Source organism: Mucilaginibacter sp. P5_A6, assembly GCF_056400585.1.
Window position 1 is genome coordinate 174,932 of sequence record NZ_JBFUKZ010000007.1, and the last position, 19,426, is coordinate 194,357.

General features: G+C 43.0%; 17 protein-coding genes. 5 read left to right on the forward strand and 12 right to left on the reverse strand.

The genetic code is table 11. From position 1 onward, the window contains the following. Window positions 1–105: 105 nt before the first annotated feature. From AC1DO4_RS09850 to fdhD, 6 genes are all read right to left on the reverse strand, one after another. On the reverse strand, window positions 106–1,125 hold the full coding sequence (locus AC1DO4_RS09850; RefSeq protein WP_477415291.1) for a hypothetical protein: 1,020 nt from the start codon (window positions 1,123–1,125) through the stop codon (window positions 106–108). Window positions 1,126–1,159: 34 nt separating this feature from the next. Next, window positions 1,160–2,584, reverse strand: a complete 1,425-nt coding sequence (locus tag AC1DO4_RS09855; RefSeq protein ID WP_477415293.1) for a hypothetical protein — start codon at window positions 2,582–2,584, stop codon at window positions 1,160–1,162. Window positions 2,585–2,609: 25 nt separating this feature from the next. Next, window positions 2,610–5,435 carry a TonB-dependent receptor gene (locus AC1DO4_RS09860; protein WP_477415295.1) on the reverse strand — a complete coding sequence of 942 codons (2,826 nt, stop codon included), beginning with the start codon at window positions 5,433–5,435 and terminating at the stop codon, window positions 2,610–2,612. A 787-nt stretch (window positions 5,436–6,222) separates the two neighbouring features. Then, window positions 6,223–8,541 carry an FdhF/YdeP family oxidoreductase gene (locus tag AC1DO4_RS09865; RefSeq protein ID WP_477415297.1) on the reverse strand — a complete coding sequence of 773 codons (2,319 nt, stop codon included), beginning with the start codon at window positions 8,539–8,541 and terminating at the stop codon, window positions 6,223–6,225. Further along, on the reverse strand, window positions 8,541–8,894 hold the full coding sequence (locus tag AC1DO4_RS09870; RefSeq protein WP_477415299.1) for a DUF7009 family protein: 354 nt from the start codon (window positions 8,892–8,894) through the stop codon (window positions 8,541–8,543). Before AC1DO4_RS09870 ends, AC1DO4_RS09865 begins: the two co-directional genes overlap by 1 nt. After that, window positions 8,878–9,747 (reverse strand): formate dehydrogenase accessory sulfurtransferase FdhD, encoded by an 870-nt coding sequence (fdhD, locus tag AC1DO4_RS09875; protein WP_477415301.1) that lies wholly within the window; start codon window positions 9,745–9,747, stop codon window positions 8,878–8,880. The genes AC1DO4_RS09870 and fdhD overlap by 17 nt, the downstream gene beginning before the upstream one ends. 125 nt (window positions 9,748–9,872) lie before the next feature. On the opposite strand from fdhD, the gene AC1DO4_RS09880 reads away from it, so the two are divergent. The 3 genes from AC1DO4_RS09880 to AC1DO4_RS09890 all read left to right on the forward strand — a co-directional run bounded on the left by AC1DO4_RS09880 (window position 9,873) and on the right by AC1DO4_RS09890 (window position 11,123). Then, window positions 9,873–10,115 (forward strand): MoaD/ThiS family protein, encoded by a 243-nt coding sequence (locus AC1DO4_RS09880; RefSeq protein ID WP_090649787.1) that lies wholly within the window; start codon window positions 9,873–9,875, stop codon window positions 10,113–10,115. 149 nt (window positions 10,116–10,264) lie between these two features. Further along, window positions 10,265–10,693: a GNAT family N-acetyltransferase gene (locus tag AC1DO4_RS09885; RefSeq protein WP_477415303.1), complete on the forward strand. Its 429-nt coding sequence runs from the start codon at window positions 10,265–10,267 to the stop codon at window positions 10,691–10,693. A gap of 7 nt (window positions 10,694–10,700) precedes the next feature. Beyond that, window positions 10,701–11,123: a molybdenum cofactor biosynthesis protein MoaE gene (locus AC1DO4_RS09890; protein ID WP_477415305.1), complete on the forward strand. Its 423-nt coding sequence runs from the start codon at window positions 10,701–10,703 to the stop codon at window positions 11,121–11,123. A gap of 189 nt (window positions 11,124–11,312) precedes the next feature. Here AC1DO4_RS09890 and AC1DO4_RS09895 read toward each other — a convergent pair whose 3' ends face one another. From AC1DO4_RS09895 to moaA, 5 genes are all read right to left on the reverse strand, one after another. Next, window positions 11,313–12,362 (reverse strand): ThiF family adenylyltransferase, encoded by a 1,050-nt coding sequence (locus AC1DO4_RS09895; protein WP_477415307.1) that lies wholly within the window; start codon window positions 12,360–12,362, stop codon window positions 11,313–11,315. Beyond that, complete coding sequence (locus AC1DO4_RS09900; protein WP_477415309.1) at window positions 12,362–13,546, reverse strand: NTP transferase domain-containing protein; 1,185 nt, start codon at window positions 13,544–13,546, stop codon at window positions 12,362–12,364. Before AC1DO4_RS09900 ends, AC1DO4_RS09895 begins: the two co-directional genes overlap by 1 nt. Then, complete coding sequence (moaC, locus tag AC1DO4_RS09905; RefSeq protein ID WP_477415311.1) at window positions 13,527–13,997, reverse strand: cyclic pyranopterin monophosphate synthase MoaC; 471 nt, start codon at window positions 13,995–13,997, stop codon at window positions 13,527–13,529. Before moaC ends, AC1DO4_RS09900 begins: the two co-directional genes overlap by 20 nt. Window positions 13,998–14,128: 131 nt before the next feature. Further along, on the reverse strand, window positions 14,129–15,322 hold the full coding sequence (locus AC1DO4_RS09910; protein WP_477415313.1) for a molybdopterin molybdotransferase MoeA: 1,194 nt from the start codon (window positions 15,320–15,322) through the stop codon (window positions 14,129–14,131). Between the two features lie 120 nt (window positions 15,323–15,442). Then, complete coding sequence (moaA, locus tag AC1DO4_RS09915) at window positions 15,443–16,432, reverse strand: GTP 3',8-cyclase MoaA (RefSeq protein WP_477405228.1); 990 nt, start codon at window positions 16,430–16,432, stop codon at window positions 15,443–15,445. A 364-nt stretch (window positions 16,433–16,796) separates the two neighbouring features. Here moaA and AC1DO4_RS09920 point away from each other — a divergent pair, with 364 nt between their 5' ends. Both AC1DO4_RS09920 and AC1DO4_RS09925 read left to right on the forward strand, forming a co-directional pair. Beyond that, window positions 16,797–17,948 carry an XdhC family protein gene (locus AC1DO4_RS09920; RefSeq protein ID WP_477415315.1) on the forward strand — a complete coding sequence of 384 codons (1,152 nt, stop codon included), beginning with the start codon at window positions 16,797–16,799 and terminating at the stop codon, window positions 17,946–17,948. A 17-nt stretch (window positions 17,949–17,965) separates the two neighbouring features. Next, window positions 17,966–18,556 (forward strand): nucleotidyltransferase family protein, encoded by a 591-nt coding sequence (locus tag AC1DO4_RS09925; protein ID WP_477415317.1) that lies wholly within the window; start codon window positions 17,966–17,968, stop codon window positions 18,554–18,556. Between the two features lie 97 nt (window positions 18,557–18,653). Here AC1DO4_RS09925 and AC1DO4_RS09930 read toward each other — a convergent pair whose 3' ends face one another. Then, window positions 18,654–19,097: a KTSC domain-containing protein gene (locus AC1DO4_RS09930; protein ID WP_477405234.1), complete on the reverse strand. Its 444-nt coding sequence runs from the start codon at window positions 19,095–19,097 to the stop codon at window positions 18,654–18,656. Window positions 19,098–19,426 lie beyond the last annotated feature (329 nt).

A 19,426-nucleotide genomic window follows, 5' to 3' on the forward strand; every position in this document is an offset into this window, starting at 1 on the left:
AATTGGCCGATGGGCCTTTAGCCCAATGTAGTAAGGTTAAAATACAAAAAATAGAAAAAACCGACTTATGACTTTAGACTTAGTAGTGTGGACTTAAGGGCTGTACTATTTTCTTTTATAAAAAGAAATTGTCGCCAATGTTCCCGGATAGTCCCTTACTTCGGTATCAGTGTAATATCCCGAGCCATCAGCGGCAAAACCTATCCCTTCGCCTTGCGGTTCGTTATTAAAATAAGGAGCATATTGCGGTTTTGTAAGTAAACCGGCCAATATTGAGGTGCCGGGGGATAACTTCCAATACCAGATAGCTTCTTTATTTCTGAGCAAAATTTCGGTTCCATCGGCAGCAATATCACCGCCTGTAGCTTTATTAAACAACAATTTAATTAACGGAGTTAACGTAGTTATTGCGGTGGTATTTTGGGGATACCTTGCAGTATAAATTTTTGAAACATTATTTTCTTTACTTGCTATATAAAGATCTTTTGTTTGCGGATCGACCATCAGGGTTTCGGCATTACGGGAGCCATCCGGATATCTTAGCTCAATTTTATCCACCTCATTTATATCCAGCGTAACGGGCAGTGTTTTGCCTGTTAAATCGGGTTCGGGAAAACGGTAGATGAGTATGGTTTTGTATTTAGCATCGTTATCGCCAATATCGGCCACGTAAATGTAGCTTTTCCCGGCAACTGGGCCCGGGCCAACAGCAATGTCTTCCCAATCCCGGTTACTTTCCTGTGTTAAAGTTAGCGTCCCTTTATCTGCTCCGGTCCCATCAGTAAGATACACCTGATTAGGATTGCCGCTGTCATTATGGATATACAACAATCCCGGATTTGCCCTGCTTGCCGCTATCCCGGATATCTCTACCAAATCTGTCCTGAAAAGATGATTAGTCACCGGCACCGGGTTAAATAGCTTAGTGGTATCCAGCGAAGCCGGATCATAGGCAGGAGATAAAAAAGTAACCGGTGTTACAGGTGGCTTTATGGCTACGGTATCCCGGGTAGCCACCATTGTATTAGCCGCTTTTTTACAGGCGGCCGCAAAAATCATCAAAAAACATAACAACCCGCATTTATTGTATTTTGTTATACTGTTTACATTAAATGGGGTTGTCATGGTATTAGCTATACTATAATTATGTAACTAAATATTAGTGTTGGTTACCGGTTCCATCGGCCTGGTAGCAACCGATATCTTTACCCGGAGGGGTTATGCCGCTTGAACCAAAGTTAGGATCAACCGGAACGTTGGCGATAGCAGTGAAACCTGTATAGCCTTTTCCAACAGCCGGTGAACCTGCCTGAAGATGGAAGTTAAATGCATCAACAGATGCCTGGTTTACAAAATTTAAATTTGGAAGCGGATAGTTTACAAACATGGGGTTGTTTTGCCCTACTAACGATGTTCCATCATATTTGAAACCAAATATGTATGATGCACCTAAAAAGGCTTTCATATTTGGAATATCAGTTGCTTGTGGATGTGTAACTACAGCCTGGGCTATGTTGGTAGGTACAAACTGACCGGCAATGGCTGCATTATCTGCATAATAAAAGTTGTAACCGTAGGCCGTTTTGGTTATAGGACCATCAGCATGCGTTAATGTATCGGCCAGGTATACTTTAGCGGTAACATTATTACCACCTGCTATGCGCACACCAAAATCACAATCAACAATAAGGTTGTTATAAGCCAAAGCTCTTGAGTTATTCTCCACCTCAACAGATCCGCTCCTGGCACCATACACACCATGGTTTCTGAAACCGCCATTTACATAAGTATTATTGTACATAGCTATCTGGCATTGGATAGATCCTTTTGCGCCGTCATTTGCAGATTTTGTTCCATTAGTAGCTCCGCCGATGATCAGGTTATAGGCCATATTACCCTGGGTACCGCCTTTGGCATTAAAGCCGTCGCCGCCAAGGCCGCCACATTTTTCTAATGTGTTTCTCATCATGTTGATGTTACCACCATAAAAACGCACTGCATCATCTGGTGTACCATATATCCATGAATCTTCTAAAATAAAGTTGCCGTTAGGGTTTTGCCAGTAAATAGCATATTGGTCGCCTGTAGATGGGCCGGTAAACGGAGGCGATTTTAAACCAGCGCCTGCAAAATCAAGGTGGGTCCATTTAATTACCAGCAATTTACAGGTTACATCGGCATATATACCACCCCAGCCGCCTGCATAGGCCGAGTCTGTTGCCGCGGTTGAATTACCTGTAGTTTTTGTTCTGCGGGGATCTGTAATGGTAACAGGGGCATCTTTAGTACCTAAACTTACCAGTATTCCTTTTACAATAAAGGTTGCGCTATTGGTAACATTTACTTTTACACCTTTTTGTATTAAAAGCGTATCGGTTGCATTAACGGTAACATCGCCGGATATGGTATATGTTTTACCAGCAAGCATAGTTCCTTTGATTGAACCTGACAAAGGAGCTGTATTGCTTACGGCCTGCCCTACCTGTAAAAGAGGAACCGATATCACGGCGTTATCTTTACTTTTGCTGCAAGCTGCGAGTGCCAATACGGATAGGCAAACCAGTGCATTTCTTAAATTTTTCATAATTAATCGGTTATTGTTATTTGTTTTAAAATTTGAATCTGAAACCAAGTGTATACCTGGCATAGTATTTTGCATTTTCGATGGTAGCATAATCCGGGCTATTCTGCATCGGCAACTTATAATTGCCGCTATATCCCCTGTTAGTTTGTTTCACTATTAATTGATATGGGGTATTCAATAAATTATTCGCCTTTATATAAATGATATAATGTTTGCCAATCTCCTTTTGTCCGGAAAAATCGAGGTTGACAGTGGCCTTTTCCCAATTGTCTAAATCCTTGTATTTAGAAAGCGTATTTATTCTTTCACCTGTATAAACCAAGGCTAACTGTGCATCTATGCTATGTCTTGTATCCTTATATAGCAATGAAAAATTACCAACATTGGCAGACTGGCCCTGCAATGGTCGTGGAAGGTTGACAAACGTTTTGTGAAAACTATTGTCTGCCGGATCGGTATAATCAAATTCTTTAACCGAGCTAATGCGCGAATGTGTATAGGTATAATTACCGGCCACTCCAAACACACCAAAAAACTTTCTGAAAACCATCTCGAGGCCGTAATTATGGGCTGTACCATAATTCTCCGGAATTAACAGCAAATCGGCCGCATAACTATTTTGCGTTAATCCGTATTCAATAGGATCAACAATTCTTTTATAAAACGCGCCCACCATGAACTGATCAAGCCCGTTTGGGAATACCTCGTAACGGAAGTCGTAATTATCAACAACCGTATGCTGCAGATTAGGATTACCCGATGTATGGAAGTTATCAGATTCAGTTTTGCTTGGATAAGTTACCAGATCGGCATAAGCAGGACGAAAAATTGATTTAAAATAGGAAAGGCGAAGCGCCTGCGTGTTGGAAAGTGAATATTTGGCGTTTATGCTTGGTAAATAATCAACGTAGTTTATAGTGCCCGATTTGCCGGCAAAAGTTGCAGGTAACGAGGAGTCGAAATGTTGGCGCGTGGTTTCTACCCTTAAACCTAATACAACGTCGATACGATCATTAATAAAATATTTTTCCTGTATATAGCCTGCACGTACATTTTCTGTAAACGTATAAACCCCTGCATTACTTAACGAGTTTCCGAATGCGTCGGTGTAAGGCGCAAATGTAAATTGAGATGCAGGGATGGAAACGTATTTTTGGTAACTTGAATCACGATCATTCAGCGCACTTAAGTTATATGTATTATCATAGTTATCCCTGCTTTTATGCCTGAACATTCCCCCAAACCCTAAAATAGATTTATGCCCCGCTATAGGTTTATCGTAATGAAAGTTTAAATAGCCTGCAAGGTCCTTATCTGTATTATGTGACCATTCCCTTGTTTGCGAACGGGTTTCCACCGGTCCATAAGCAAGTGATGTAGCTGTACCGGATGAATTAGGGCTAATTTCTTGAGTTGTGTTAAACGATGCTATATCCGGCAATTCCTGCTTTGCCTGCGAAAGCACTAATGACCAGTCGGTAGTTAAAAAATTGGCTAATTTATTTTTCCCGTGTAGTATTGTGCTGTAAATACTTTGCAGAGTTTGCCTTGTTTCCGTTTCATAACTTTGCTGAAAACCACCGGTATAGCCGTTATAAGAGTAATTCCCTAACAGTAAATCATTAGTAAGCCTTACCCTGTTTTCGTTTAATTGCAGGTAGGTACCAAATAGGCTTATCGAGTTATCTATGTTAAATCTATAATCGATCGTAGAAATAAGTCCCAGTCTGTTTGTAAGTAAAGAGTATTTTCTATCAAGGTACTCCGGAAAAACCTGGATCATCTCGGCATTGGGGCCGGCTGCCGGGGCCAATGTGGCATTTTCAACCAAACGGAATGTGTTGTTGCCGGCATAAGTGTTTTGGTAAGTGCCTGAAAAAATAACGCCCAATTTTTTATTCAAAAACCTGTCTCCTATTGTTAAGCTTACATTGGTATTTACAGGATTATTCTTATTAGAAGTAATGAGGTTTTGATACGGAAAGTCAGAAATATTGGCTGCGGTACCTGTTCCCCTTAATTCGGCAGGCGATTTATCATTTACCGAAGATGTGTTAAACCCTTTAAATGACCGGTCACTAAATAATTGACTATAGCCCGCTCCAACATTACCCTCCACCCTCAGCTCGTCGGGCGCTGTTTTCATAACCAGGTTAATCGATCCGCCGGTTGCGTCGCCTTCCATATCCGGCGTTAATGATTTTGCAATTTCAATGCGTTCAACCAGGTCAGCTGGGAAAATATCCAGCGGTACATAGCGGTTCTTATTATCCGGGCTGGGAATTTTAACACCGTTTACTAAAGTGGTGTTGTATTTTTTATCCATTCCCCGGATAATGGCATATTGGCCATCGCCGCTATTACCCCGTTCGACAGAAACACCCGGAACACGTGCCAGCACATTGGCTACAGTAATATCGGGCGAAATGGCAATTGAATTGGCCGAAACTATGTTAACCAGGTTATCGGCCCTTTGCTCGGCCCTTTTTGCGTATCTGTCCGATTCTTTATTACCCTTTGCCGATATGGTTACGCCATTTAAGTTTGAAGTATTTGAAACAAGTGCAAAGTTTAGCTTTAAATTTTGGTTATCGCCAAGTTGTACTGTGGTATCAATGGTTATATAACCTACGTAGGATACTTTTAATTTATACGTACCGGCTTTTAAATTATTTATTGAATATTTTCCGTTAAGCATCGAAACTGTTTTAACAGCGCCCGGCAGTAGCACCAACGATGCGCCAACAAGTTGTTCGTTAACATTTTTATCAAAAACATACCCGGTTATGGTTGAAGCGTAAGAAGATGAAATGAAGAAAAAAAGAATTAAAGCGGTGTAAATTTGTTTCATTAACGCATTATTTTGCGCAAAGAAACCCTATCAAATCTGTAGTAATTCTGAATTTTTACACGTTTAGAATTTGTTAACTAAATGGTGTTTTTAACTTAACAAATACATTAACACTTCATCAAAAGCACATTTTTTACTAACAATAAATAAACACCGCAAGGCAGTAACTTAACATCAGCTAAATATATTTTTTGGGTTACTGACTAATAAGTTCGCCCCGAAGTACAAAACGACTTGTAGTGAATGCCCGCGAATGAAAGCAGGGAAATTTCGTCCCCTCAGGGTCTCTCGATAGAGGACCCTGAGGAACCATTCAGGTCCAACTGCATAGTCTTATACTTTGCAAACGACCTCAGGGTCCCTTTTCAAGGAGACCCTGAGGGGACACTGACTAAAAAGCTGGTTCGTCAGGGGCTCTCGATAGAGGACCCTGAGGAACTATGCAGGTCCAACTGCATAGTCTTATACTTTGCAAAATGCCCACAAATGAAAGTGAGTTGTTTATTATTGTTTTGCCGATTTTTTAAAGCCATCAAAATTTCGTAAATTTGTATAGCAAACAGCCCGGTTATCTTTATAGCATAACCGGGCTGTTTTGGCAAAAAAGCTCCTTGAAATAATGAAAATCTCTACTTTTTAATTAACAAACTTAAAATAAGCTTATTGATATTTTTTCAATCTAAATAAATCTCTTTTTTTAAATACTTTTCTGCTATTTATTACAGATTTTTCTTAATATTTCTCGATTTTTTATTGATTTTTAAGTGTAAACCGGGTTTTATAGCGTTTAATTATCCAGGTGCTTTTTGATGCTGACAAACACCAGTTTTGAGGTGGGCGTATTGCTTTTTTCGGCCACGCTATCAATCGGGATCAGCACATTGGCTTCGGGGTAGTAAGTCGCGGTGTTGCCTTCGGGGATGTTGTAGGGAACCACCACAAACAGGCGGGCCACACGCTCAACCCCGCCAAAGTTATTGTAAAGGTCTACGTGCTCCCCTTCCTTGAAACCGGCTTTGGTAATGTCCTTCTCATTCATGAATATCACCCGGCGCTCGTTATGGATTCCGCGGTAACGGTCATTTAGCCCGTAAATGGTGGTATTAAACTGGTCATGGCTGCGGATGGTGGCCATCCGGTATTCCCCTGCGGCCATTTGGTGACTTGGCAAACCGGCAATATTAAAGCCTATTTTATCACCATACTGCTCACTTTTAAACTTACCCACTCGTGGGCCATTGGGCAGATAAAAACCCGCAGGGATGCGCACCTTTTGATTATAGTCCTCAAAGCCAGGGATCACTCTGCCAATTACATCGCGCACAGCATCATAGCTATTTGCATAGGTATCCCAGTCGACAACCGAGCGGCTGCCCAACGTGGCTTTAGCCAGGCGGCAAACTATCTGGTTCTCGTTCAGCAGATCTTTAGAAACAGGTTTAAGCATACCTTTTGACATCTGGACCACCCCCATAGAGTTTTCGCAGCTAATGAACTGGGCCTCGCCCCCAACCATGTCCTTATCGCTGCGGGACAGGGTTGGCAATATGAGCGCTTCATCGCCATGTACCAAATGGCTGCGGTTAAGCTTGGTTGATACGTGGACCGACATTTCCAGTTTGCGCATTGCCCCGGCCGTGTAAGTAGTATCCGGCGTAGCCGAAAGAAAGTTACCGCCCATGGCAAAAAACACTTTAAGCTTACCCCCATGCATGGCTTGTATAGTTTCAACCACATCATAACCATGCCTGCGCGGGGGCTCAAAGCCAAAAACCTCTTTAAGCTTATCCAGTTGCCAGGGCTGCGGTTTATCAAATATCATCATGGTGCGGTTGCCTTGTACATTGCTATGCCCGCGTACCGGGCATAAACCAGCACCGGGCTTACCTATAGCGCCTTTTAGGATAGCAAGATTGACTATCTCCTTTACGGTATCAACCCCGTTTTTATGCTGCGTAACGCCCATAGCCCAGCAAATAATGATGCGGCTTTTGTTCTTCAGCATATTGGCAGCCTGCTGAATCTGATCCAGGGGTACACCTGCTTCATTGGCTAAATGGTTTATATCAAATTGATCAATATGATCCAGGAACGCTTCATAACCTTTGGTACTGTTCTTTATAAATTCATGATCAAACACCTTACCGGGGCTTTCCAGCTCGGCCCTATACAGCAGCTTTTCTATGGCTTTCAGCAGGGCCATATCCCCATTGATCTTTACCTGCAGGTACAGATCGGCCAGTTGGGTGGTTATTCCCAGGAAACCTTTTACTGTTTGCGGGTTTTTAAACCCCATCAGCCCGGCCTCGTGCAAGGGGTTTACCGCAATTATTTCAGTTCCGTTCTTTTTTGCCTTTTCCAACGCGGTAAGCATCCTTGGGTGGTTAGTACCTGGGTTTTGCCCTATAATGATGATTACATCGGTATCATAAAAATCATTAAGAGTAACGGTGCCCTTGCCTATACCTATCGACTCGGCCAAACCAACACCGGTAGATTCATGGCACATGTTTGAACAATCGGGCAGGTTATTGGTGCCATACTCCCTTACAAATAACTGATAGGTAAAAGAGGCCTCGTTACTGGTACGGCCAGAGGTATAAAACGCGGCTTCATTTGGTGAGGCAAGGCTATTGAGCTTACCGGCTATCTTTTTAAAAGCGTCGTCCCAGCTAATGGGTTGATAATGTGTGGCCCCTTTTGGCAGGTACATGGGTTGTGCTATCCGCCCTTTTTTACCTATCTCGTAGTCATTCAGTTTAGCCAGGTCGGCAACAGCGTTTTGCGCGAAGAATTCGGCAGTAAGTTTTTTGGTTGTAGCTTCCTCTGCAAGGGCTTTTGCCCCGTTCTCGCAATACTCGGCAATAGGCGACCGGTCGTCGTCCGGATCGGGCCAGGCACAGCCAGAGCAGTCAAAGCCGTCCTTCTTGTTCATTTTAAACAGGCCTTCCATACCGCGCACAAAGCCGGATTCCTGCAAAATATCAACCATAGCAACAGTTACCGCGGGAATGCCGGCTGCCCATACTTTTGGCTTACTGATTTTCAGATTGAGCAGTTCTTCAGGGTTTTCTGCCGACGGCTGTTCTTTAGCATCCTTACTCATCACTTTTTATCGGCTAAAGGATTGGGGTAGTTGTCGCTCTGATCTTCGGCCACATCATCCAGGCAGGTAAAATCTTTCTCTACCAGTAAGTGCAGGCTGCCATGTTTACCTTCAAAACCAACCTTATCGGTTTGCGCAAGTTCTTTGATCACATCGCTGGGGACAAACAGAATAATGGTATTCTCCCTGAATATCGACGACAGGTGATCATCATCAACCACTTTAATGGCATAATATAACTGCTGGCTGCCAAAGTCGACTTCTTCCTGCAGGTGGCCTTCCTCTGCCAGTTGCACTACATCGCTTTTGGTAAGCCTGTATCTTAATGAATTGCCTTTAATACGTATTTTCATAATTTGGTATCAATACGCGGTGTGCCGCGGTGTAAATATTAAAACGCTCATCGCGCAGGAAACCTATCAGGGTAATATTAAACTCTTCGGCTAATTGTACGGCCAGGCTTGACGGAGCGCCTACAGCCGCAATGATATTAATGCCGGCCATAACCGCCTTTTGTACCAGCTCAAAACTTGCCCTGCCGCTTAAAAGCAGTATAGTTGATTGCAGGGGGAGCCAGCCATAGCCAAGGGCGGCCCCTATTAATTTATCCAGCGCATTGTGCCTGCCTACGTCCTCTCGCAACAATAATAATTCGCCTTGCGTGGTGAATAAAGCCGACGCATGCAAACCGCCGGTATCAGCAAATACCCGCTGATTCCTTTGTAAAATAACGGGCAGCCGGTATAAAATATCCGCAGCAACAGCATCCTGATCTGCCACCAGGCCGGTAAAACTGCTTACCGTACGAATGGCATCTATAGAACCTTTGCCACATACGCCGCAGCTTGATGTGGTATAAAAATTACGCCCGCTATTTTGCAAAAGTGGTACAACACCGGGATTTAAGGTAACCTGGATCACATTTTCCTTGTTTTCGGCACAGGCAATAAAGCAATGAGCGGTTGATGTAATATCATCCGGATTTTTTATAATACCTTCTGTAAATAAAAAACCGCTTGCAAGTTCGGCATCATGCCCCGGCGTACGCATGGTAACCGAAATATTCTGTACCTGCTGTTGCCCTTCTTTTCCATACTCAAGCCTTATCTCCAAGGGTTCTTCAATAGCAAGCGCATCGGTTGCCCGGATGTTGGTTGCAGCTGTAACTTTAACAACAGGTATTTGATATGTGGATTTAACGGCCATATGTAAATATACAATTTAGCATACAAGTTGTTTAGTTAGCCGGCCCGCTAAAGGGTGAGTTTTTGAATATCAATTATTTATAATTCTATGGTATATTATATCTCTTTTTGCCCTAATTTTGAGAGATGAAGATCAATGTGCTGGCATTTGGTGTAACAAAGGAGATATTCGGAAGTTCGCTGGTAAGTTTGGAATTAACAAATGACGCTACCATTTACAATTTAAAGTATGTACTTGAGCAGCAATATCCACGCTTAAAGCAATTGGCATCGTATATGGTTGCCGTAAATAACGAGTATGCTTTACCCGGCGATACCATCCACGAACGCGACGAAATAGCCATTATTCCGCCGGTAAGCGGGGGATAGTTTTTTTTGGGCAAAGGATTTTTGGACAAAAGAGCAAGGACTTATTTTCTGTTCGTTTAAACATATACAAGATTTCTTTATCCTTGTTCTTTCAATCCTTGTTCCTTGTTCTTTCAATCCTTATTCCTTCAATCTTTTATCATAAAAAAATGAGTATCAGAAGAGCCACTTTGGCCGATCAGCCTGCGATATCAAACTTACTGGATCAATTGGGTTATCCGGGTACGGAAGCCTTTTTAGCTGAAAACCTGGAACAGATGCTTAGCCAGCCACAATCGGAAGCTTTGGTTTATGAATTGGATGGGCAGGTTGCAGGCTTTATTGCTTTTGATTTTTTAACACAATTGGTAGTTAAAGGTAGTTTTGCAAGGATAAGTTGTTTTGCCGTAGATGAGAATGCCCGCAGCAAAGGGGTTGGAAAATTATTGGAGGAGCATTTTACAAATTTGGCCACAGAAAAAAAATGCGACCGGATAGAGGTCCATTGCCACTCGCGCCGGGTTGACGCGCATCGTTTTTATGGGCGCCAGGGTTACCATGAGTCGCCAAAGTATTTGATGAAATCGTTAATTGATTAAGGGATCCATGAACAATATACAAGTATTACTTTCTGCGGAAAGCCTGAATGCACAATCCTGTATTGACTGGGTGATGTCGCCGGAATCTGGCGGGATAGATATATTTATTGGTACCGTACGCAATGCCACCAAAGGCAAAGCAGTTTTAAAACTGGATTTTGAAGCTTATGAGCCTATGGCAATAAGCGAAATGGAAAAGATAGCCAACCAGGCCTTTGAAAAATGGCCGGTACAGAAAGTATTGATCCACCACCGTACAGGGGCCTTACAAGTTGGCGAAATACCGGTGATCATAGCTGTATCTGCCGCGCACCGGGATGCTGCATTTGAGGCCTGCCGCTATATAATAGATACCCTAAAACAAACCGTACCCATCTGGAAAAAGGAGGCTTTTGAAGATGGCGAGGTCTGGGTGGCAGCACATCCGTAGGGTGAAATTTTAAATTCTAAATTTTAAACCCTAAACCCTAAATTTTAAACTCTAAACCCTAAATTTTAAATCCCAAACCCTAAATTTTAAACCCTAAAAGATTAATCCATTTTTCATTACGCAGGATTCGTGTAATTCGAAAAAATTCGTGCAATTAGTGTCTATTAAAATTCGTGCGATTCGTGCTTATTAATATTCTTTCAACCCACCTTCCAGCGATAAAACATCAGCCTCGGGAATCCTTTTCAGGATCAGCTTTACCGCTTCGGCGCTTCTTTTACCGGTTGAGCAGTACAACACTTTAGTGTTGGTACTGGTAAAGTACGGCATATCTTCTTCCAGCTCATCTAAAGGAATATGGGTACCGCCGATATCATAGGCATCACGTTCCTGAATTGTACGTACATCAATCAGTTCAATAGTATCATCTTCCTGCATGCGCTTTTTAAGTTCTTCTGCTGATATGGTTAAAAAAGTAACCGTAGCAGCCAAATGCCTGATATGTGTTTTGGTAACCAACCCAATTTTAATAATGCGGCTCTGCATGCTTTGGGCATCAAAAATCAATACTTTACCGGCAAGTAGTTCGCCGGTTTTGGTAATGTATTTAATTACTTCGTTGGCCTGCATACTGCCTATAATGCCCGCCAATGTAGGGATTACACCGCCTTCTGTACAATTAGGAATCTGGGTGGCATCCACCTCGGGGAAAAGATCGCGGTAATTGGGTGACCATTGCCCATCCTTATTAAGTACATTCCAAACGGCTACCTGGCCTTCAAACTGGTAAATAGCACCATAAACCAGGGGCTTCCCACTTAAAACACAGGCATCATTTAATAAATAACGGGTCTCGAAGTTGTCGGTGCCATCAACTACAATATCGTACCGGCTTACAATCTCTAAAACATTGACCGAAGTGATCTTATCTCTATGAGGCACCAGCTTTATACCCGGATTTTGTTTTTGCAAACGCTCGCAGGCAAGCATGGTTTTTTCCTTTCCAATATCGTCTGGCGTATACAAAACCTGGCGATGCAGATTACTTACAGATACCACATCAAAATCGGCGATGCCTATAGTACCAACCCCTGTTGATGTTAGGTACTGCGCTGCGGGGCAACCCAGCCCTCCTGCTCCTACTATCAGTACTTTTGCCTGCTGCAATAGCTGCTGTATGGCTTCGCTGAAACCAGGCAGTGCAATTTGGCAGCTATATCTCAGATCATCGGTATCCATTAGCTTGTGGCTGTTTTTTGGTGTATAACCCGTTTTATTCTTTCCAGTTCATCCGGTGTGTTCACATTGGTTAATGCCTCCGGCTCTGGCGGGTTTAGTAGTGTGATATCGGTATTGATGAGCACCTTACGCGGACAAGAATACCCCTGCGCCAGATAAGATAATAACACAGGATAACTTTTTGGCTCCCAAATAGCAATAAGCGGTTCAGGAAAATCTGTAACAGGACTATGGTAGGCTGTTGCGATGGAAGAACTGTTACGCCAGGCTACCAAATTACGCAGGGTGCCCTCATCCATCAAAGGCAGATCGCAGGCGATAACCAGCCAGGCGCTATCCGGTTGTTCCCTGAATGCCGATAATATCGCCCCAAAGGGACCAAGCCCTGTAAAGGTGTCCTCCAGCGATGGGTATTGCTTATCTATTTCGCCTTGCTGACCGGGCCTGCAGGAAATAAAAACTTCGTTGCAGAAAGGCTTTAGCATATCAGCCATGTGGTAGCGCTGGGCCTTGCCATGCCAGTTTACGTTCCCTTTATCAAACCCCATGCGCAGGCTTTGTCCGCCCGCCAAAACCAATCCGTTTAGTACAGGCCTTACCTGCAGTAAATTGGTTTCAAAAAAAGCTATAATCCTTTCCCTGTCCGCTATTTTATAAACGGGGATTTGTTGCCAGTTGGGGATAGCCTCCTTTATAAAATCAAAAGGCTCGTCGCTGTAATCGGCTAATAAAAACAGCTGCACGTTGGTTAACTGTTCAACCCGTTTTTGTAGCGACGCCTTTTTATTAATATCGATAATAACAACCTGCGCGTTTGCTTGCTGGTGGTTACCGTTCACCAGCACCAGGTCGGCATTGGCAAATTGCTGTTTAAGCTGGTAAGGCATCAGCGGGTTTGGAAAATTAAATTGCTGGTAGTTTACCTGGTCGGTATAATCCACAATAGCGCCACTTGCCAATCTGCCTGGTACCTGTGTAATATCATGATTGTGTGCAGTATCGGCATAAGCACATTTATAGCTTGCGGATAAAGCAGCTATTACATCATCGGCCAGTAATTTTATTACTGTACATGGCCCGCCAACAATTGCCCACTCGTTTCTTCCAAAATTCCCGGTGGAAGGCCTTGCCAGTTTGGCGTGTTTTTTATGCTTGCCTTCGGGATTATGCTCTTTTAAAATCACGTTTACCTCCTGTTTTTGCTATCAGTTTGGTTTCTTTTATCACAATATCATGGCTCATGGCCTTGCACATATCATAAACGGTAAGCGCCGCTACAGAGGCCCCCACAAGTGCTTCCATCTCGATACCCGTTTTGGCAGTAATGCTCGCGGTACATTCAATCACAATTTCCTGTTGCTCATTTACCTCAACAGTAACCTGGCAATTATCCATACCCAAAGGGTGACAAAGCGGAATCAGCTCGCCGGTTTTTTTGGCGGCCATGATGCCAGCAATTATCGCTGTTTGAAAAACAGGCCCTTTTTTGCTGATCAGGTCGCCATCTGCCAGGTGTTGTAACACCTCATCGGGCAAAACAACAATACTGCGTGCTGTTGCGGTACGATGAGTTACCTGCTTTGCAGATACATCAACCATTGATGGGTTGCCTTGTTTATCTATATGGGTTAACATTGAACACGATTTAATGATTTGACAGGATTTACAGGATTTTAGCGTGATTGCAGGATTTTAAAGATTTACGGAATTTTCTAAATAGGCTTAAGAAAAAAATCGTGTTAATCTATCAAATCCTTTAAATCGTGTTAAAATCTCCATATCCTAAACACCTCTCCTCTTTTAAAATCATCCCTTTCCATAGGTAATTCTAAAAAAGCTTCTGTATCTGCTAAGTTAGCAAAATCGCCTGAACCATTTCCTTCTACGGGCGATGCTATTAATTGTCCCTGTAAATTACTATTCAATTTCACCTGCAAATAATATTGCAAGGGGGGCAGAAACTTAAAATCCTTATCTAAAACAGCATAAACGGGCGATTGTTCTGCCAAACCCAAGGTTGCATTTAACCAGGTTAAAAAATACCGGTGCAGGCACATGAATGTGGCTACCGGGTTACCGGGAAAGGCAAAAACCAAGGCTTTATCCTGGTACCTGCCAAACCAAAATGGCTTACCGGGGCGCTGTGCTACTTTATGGAAAATTTTCTCTGCCCGCAAATCTTCCAATGCCTGGGGGATATAATCAAATTTGCCCATAGAAATACCGCCGCTTAGCAGCAGCACATCGTATTTTAACAGGCATTGCTGAATTTGTGCCTTCGTAATTTCAGGATCATCCGGAATATGTACGATATCCGGCTGCAGGCCATGCTGCTGCAAAACCGCTTTAACCGTGTAGCTGTTTGATTTACGAATCTGGTATGGCGAAGGCGTTTCATGCACATCTACCAGTTCATCGCCCGACGTGATAATGACTACTTTGGGCATTTTTTTTACCAGCAAATGAGTTTTACCAACTGATGCAGCCAGGCTAATGATAGCCGGTGTAACCAACTGGCCCGATGGTGCCAATATCTCGTGCTGTTTTTTATCGGCGCCTTGTACATGGACATTTTGCCCTTGCTTAATCCCCTCCACTTTAATACTGGCTAACCCTGCCCTCATCTCCAGATCCTCGTAACGGATAACCGTATTGACCGACGACGGCAAAACCGCCCCGGTCATGATCTCAATACACTCGTTTTGGTCGGTAATTTCAACAGGTCCATCGCCCGCTGCCTGGGTTGCCTTTATATGAAATGTGCAGATGCCATTTTCAACAGCCTGGTAATTAATGGCAATGCCATCCATAGTTACCCGGTTAAAGGGCGGCAGATCGCGGTCGGCCTTTATCGGTTCGGCTAAAACTTTACCCAGAGCCAGTTCAAAGGGTACAGTTTCATCACCATAATCTTTTATTTGGGCAAGTATTAGTTTTTCAGCTTGTTCAACAGTTGTCATAGTTTTAGCTAAAAGCTAAAGGCAGAAAGCCTAAAGCGTTTTCCCTGATCTTAGAAGTGTACAAATATAAGAGCCCTCATTGCATCGGCTTTCTGCTTTTAGCTTTCAGCCTTAAGCTCATCACCCCCCAATAGAGGCCATTGATTCATGAAGCCCAGGATGTATCACGCGCGACTTTTCGGCTTCCCAGCCATCTGCAGCGCGGTTGCCAAAAGCATCCAGTAAAACCGACCGCAATTCATCATCGCTGGCACCGTTGCGTATCAAATCCTTAATATTAAGGCCGCCATCATCATATAAACAGGTTTTTAATTCGCCCTGCGGGGTGATCCTGATCCGGTTACAGGTACCACAAAACGTGCGCGAATAGGCTGCTATGATACCAATTGTACCTTTATGCCCCGGTATTTGATAATTATATGATGTGGAGTAAGCCGGATCGGTTAGTTTTTGGATCTGCGGAAATTTATTTTTAATCTCATCCAGTATGCGCACATAATCCCACTGCAAACCGGTATAAATGTGCCCATCGCCATTAAAAGGCATTTCTTCTATAAACCTTACACTTACGGGCAAATCTTTGGTCATTTCAACCAATGGAATAATATCCTGCGTGTTTTTGCCGTCCATTACCACGGCGTTTATTTTCACCTCGATATCATGCTGCAGCAAAGCCTCTAAAGCGGCCATAACATTGGCAAATTCATCCCGGCGGGTAATGGTAAAAAAACGATTGGCGTCCAGTGTATCTAAACTAAGATTTACAGATCGCACACCTATCTTTTTAAGTTCGGGCACAAAAGGCGCGGTTAAAACCCCATTTGTTGTGATACTCAGGTCCTGTAATCCATCCAATTGCGAAATAGAGGTAAGCAGGGTCATAATATCCTTGCGTACAAATGGCTCGCCGCCGGTAATACGGATTTTTTGGATGCCCATTTTTACCAGCAGGGAACAGGTGTGCAGCATTTCCTCGTAGCTCATCAGTTCCTTACGGGATAGCCAGTTGAGGCCATGCTCGGGCATACAATAAAAACAGCGCAGATTGCACCTGTCGGTCACCGCAAGGCGAAGGTAATTGATGTTTCGGCCGTGATTATCTATTAACAAGTTATAAAATTTACAGTGTATACAATTTAATCAACAACTCTGTGGTTTTTAAGTTTAATGATGTTAATGTAAAAATAAAAATTACAAATTTGATCATTGTGGTTTAAATGTACTTTTTTATAGCTTAGCCTTGATAAGATTAATTTGTAAAGCAGGGAATCCTGCTTGAGCCCAGGGAAATCGCTTTTAAAATATTTAAAGGGTCAAACGCCAGAAAAATCTATTAAATGAAACTGTTTGGCACAGAATATTGGCAAATAGCGATGGGTTTGAAACCCATCGCTATGGTGAAAGTTTTAATTTAATTTTAAAAGCGATTGCTGGCTTGCGCCACGATATTCGCAAAATTTACCAATATCATCCCGTGAAAGAATTAAAAGACATAGTAAACGCCTTTGATAAGGCTGATAAAAGCGGATTACAAACGGCTTTAGCCACCGTTGTGCATGTAGAAGGCTCATCATACCGCCGTGCCGGCGCCCGCATGCTGATTACCGAAGACGGGCAGCTTACAGGCGCCATAAGTGGTGGCTGCCTTGAAGGTGATGCCCTGCGGAAAGCCCGGCTGGTAATGGCACAAAACAAGCCCATGCTGGTTACTTATGATACCACCGATGATGACGATGCCAAACTGGGCGTTGGTTTGGGTTGCAACGGCATTATCCATATACTGATTGAACCCATTTTTGCCGGTAAACTGAATAATCCCATCCAATTTTTTAAGCAATTTTTAAGCAAACGCGAACCGGTTGTGCTTGTTACCCTTTTTACCATGAACAACAAACAGGCCACCCAACCCGGTACATGCCTGTTACTTGATAAAAACGAAGTGATAACAGGAGATTTTCCCGACGACGAGATCAAAGACGCGTTATTGGCCGATGCCAAAAATGTTTTGGTAAATGGCAACTCGGTAACCAAAACTTATTTATACGGCGATAAATTCACCTGCTTTATTGAGTTGTTGCAGCCTGCGGTTTCGCTGATAATATTTGGCGCGGGTAATGATGCCATACCATTGATGCAAATAGCTGCGACACTCGGCTGGCAGATCTATATTGTTGATGGCCGGTTGAACTATGCCATTGCCGAAAGGTTCCCGCTTGCCAAAAAAATCATTGTTTCAAAACCGGAAAACGTGTTGCCGCAAATAATTATTGACGAACGTACATTAATTGTCCTCATGACACACAACTATAATTACGATCAATGCGTATTAAAGCAACTGCTGCCGCTCAGTCTCTCTTACATCGGGGTACTGGGACCAAAAAAACGTTTGCAAAGAATGTTGGATGAATTTGCCCAGGAGGGCATAAAAATTACTCCAAAGCACTTAGAAAGCGTATTTGGACCGGCGGGTTTGGATATAGGATCAGAAAATGCCGATGAAATTGCGCTCTCCATCATTGCCGAAATGCAGGCAGTGTTAAAAAAAAGAGCAGGTACATCATTACGTTATAAAACCAATATCCATAACCGAGAACCGGAGCAGATTATACAGCAGCCTATGCACTAACAGTAATTAACAAACGCATGACCGGGATAATCATACTTGCCGCGGGCTCATCAAGCCGCTTTGGATCGCCAAAACAAAACCTTGTTTACCAGGGGAAAACATTACTGCAAAGAGCTATACAAACGGCATTAACTTCTGCCAGCTGCGAAAATGTGCTGGTAGTGTTGGGAGCCAATGAAGATGAGATCAGACCAAACATATCCGACCAACAGGTGAACATTGCCTATAACCCGCAATGGGAAGAAGGTATGGCTTCATCTATCAGGTTAGGGGTAGCAGAGCTGCAAAAGCTTGAACCCTTAACAACGTCCGCCATATTGATGCTATGCGATCAACCTTTTGTTGACTCCTTGCTTATTTACCAGTTAACAGAACGAAAAGCAGAAAACGATAGCGGTATTGTTGCATGTGAATACAAAAACACATTTGGGGTACCCGCTTTATTTGATAAAAAGCACTTCCGTGAGCTGAAGAGTTTAACAGGGAACGAAGGCGCTAAAAAACTGATTGGCCTATATCCCGACGATGTGGCAACAGTCCCCTTTGCCCTGGGAGCTATTGATATTGATACTATTGAAGATTACGAACGGTTGAATAACCGGGCTTGAGGGAGAAGTTCTGAGTCAGAAGTCTCAAGTCGGAAGTCCTGAGTCAGAATTAACCTACGACTTTAGACTTCTGACTTAAGACTTCCGACTTAAAAACTTACGCCGTTGCAACAAGCTTATTCACGCTCCTGTAAACATATTCGTTATAAATATGCCTGCGGGCAAACCTGCCTGGCGAATCGGCATTGATCAGCTTGATATAAACCGCCTTTGGTACATCAAAATACTCATAGGCGTTACCATCTAAAAAAGTAATTTTTAATACCTGCGATTTGTATTCAAAATCGGCAATGTTTGATGACGAAGTTGTAAGTGTATATTCGTTTAAACTCTGACCGCGGGTTTCGGGGGCAATACTTACCAAAAAATGGTAGGCTTCAATAATGGTTTTGCTTTTCTCTTCGGCCTCAACCCTGCTTTCATCCTGGAATTTATCTGGATGCCAGGTTTTCATCATATTGCGGTAGTTGGTTTTTAATTCCTGCAGTTCGGCAGCCTCGTTTACGCCCAAAAGCTTCCTGTAGTCGACAATTTTTTTCATGCTATTAATTTTATTTATTGTCGTTGAAGCAGAAAGCATTGAAATTAAGCGCTTTGTTTTCAAGAAAATAATGGCGCAAAGTTACACTTTTTAAGCCATTATTTATAGGCCTGGTTACGAAATGATTTAAGAGATGTTTTGTAGTTAACATTTACTTAAAATGCAAAGCCGCAAATGTTGGATTTGCCCCCGGGCAGGCGAACATTTACGTCTCCAACTGTACCGTGAGAACAACATAAACCCAGAGGACTTGTATGCGGGAGACCTTTGACTTTTGACATAATAAGGGCAATGCCTGCGGCCCGGGCTCATCCGTGCTTGTAGTTGAT

What these genes read in the sequence shown, in the direction of transcription:
- AC1DO4_RS09860 (WP_477415295.1), bottom strand. Translation starts at nt 5,435, where the DNA reads ATGAAACAAATTTACACCGCTTTAATTCTTTTTTTCTTCATTTCATCT.
- AC1DO4_RS09910 (WP_477415313.1), bottom strand. Translation starts at nt 15,322, where the DNA reads ATGACAACTGTTGAACAAGCTGAAAAACTAATACTTGCCCAAATAAAA.
- fdhD (WP_477415301.1), bottom strand. Translation starts at nt 9,747, where the DNA reads ATGGCCGTTAAATCCACATATCAAATACCTGTTGTTAAAGTTACAGCT.
- AC1DO4_RS09850 (WP_477415291.1), bottom strand. Translation starts at nt 1,125, where the DNA reads ATGACAACCCCATTTAATGTAAACAGTATAACAAAATACAATAAATGC.
- AC1DO4_RS09895 (WP_477415307.1), bottom strand. Translation starts at nt 12,362, where the DNA reads ATGGATACCGATGATCTGAGATATAGCTGCCAAATTGCACTGCCTGGT.
- AC1DO4_RS09870 (WP_477415299.1), bottom strand. Translation starts at nt 8,894, where the DNA reads ATGAAAATACGTATTAAAGGCAATTCATTAAGATACAGGCTTACCAAA.
- AC1DO4_RS09930 (WP_477405234.1), bottom strand. Translation starts at nt 19,097, where the DNA reads ATGAAAAAAATTGTCGACTACAGGAAGCTTTTGGGCGTAAACGAGGCT.
- AC1DO4_RS09925 (WP_477415317.1), top strand. Translation starts at nt 17,966, where the DNA reads ATGACCGGGATAATCATACTTGCCGCGGGCTCATCAAGCCGCTTTGGA.
- moaC (WP_477415311.1), bottom strand. Translation starts at nt 13,997, where the DNA reads ATGTTAACCCATATAGATAAACAAGGCAACCCATCAATGGTTGATGTA.
- AC1DO4_RS09855 (WP_477415293.1), bottom strand. Translation starts at nt 2,584, where the DNA reads ATGAAAAATTTAAGAAATGCACTGGTTTGCCTATCCGTATTGGCACTC.
- AC1DO4_RS09885 (WP_477415303.1), top strand. Translation starts at nt 10,265, where the DNA reads ATGAGTATCAGAAGAGCCACTTTGGCCGATCAGCCTGCGATATCAAAC.
- AC1DO4_RS09865 (WP_477415297.1), bottom strand. Translation starts at nt 8,541, where the DNA reads ATGAGTAAGGATGCTAAAGAACAGCCGTCGGCAGAAAACCCTGAAGAA.
- AC1DO4_RS09880 (WP_090649787.1), top strand. Translation starts at nt 9,873, where the DNA reads ATGAAGATCAATGTGCTGGCATTTGGTGTAACAAAGGAGATATTCGGA.
- AC1DO4_RS09890 (WP_477415305.1), top strand. Translation starts at nt 10,701, where the DNA reads ATGAACAATATACAAGTATTACTTTCTGCGGAAAGCCTGAATGCACAA.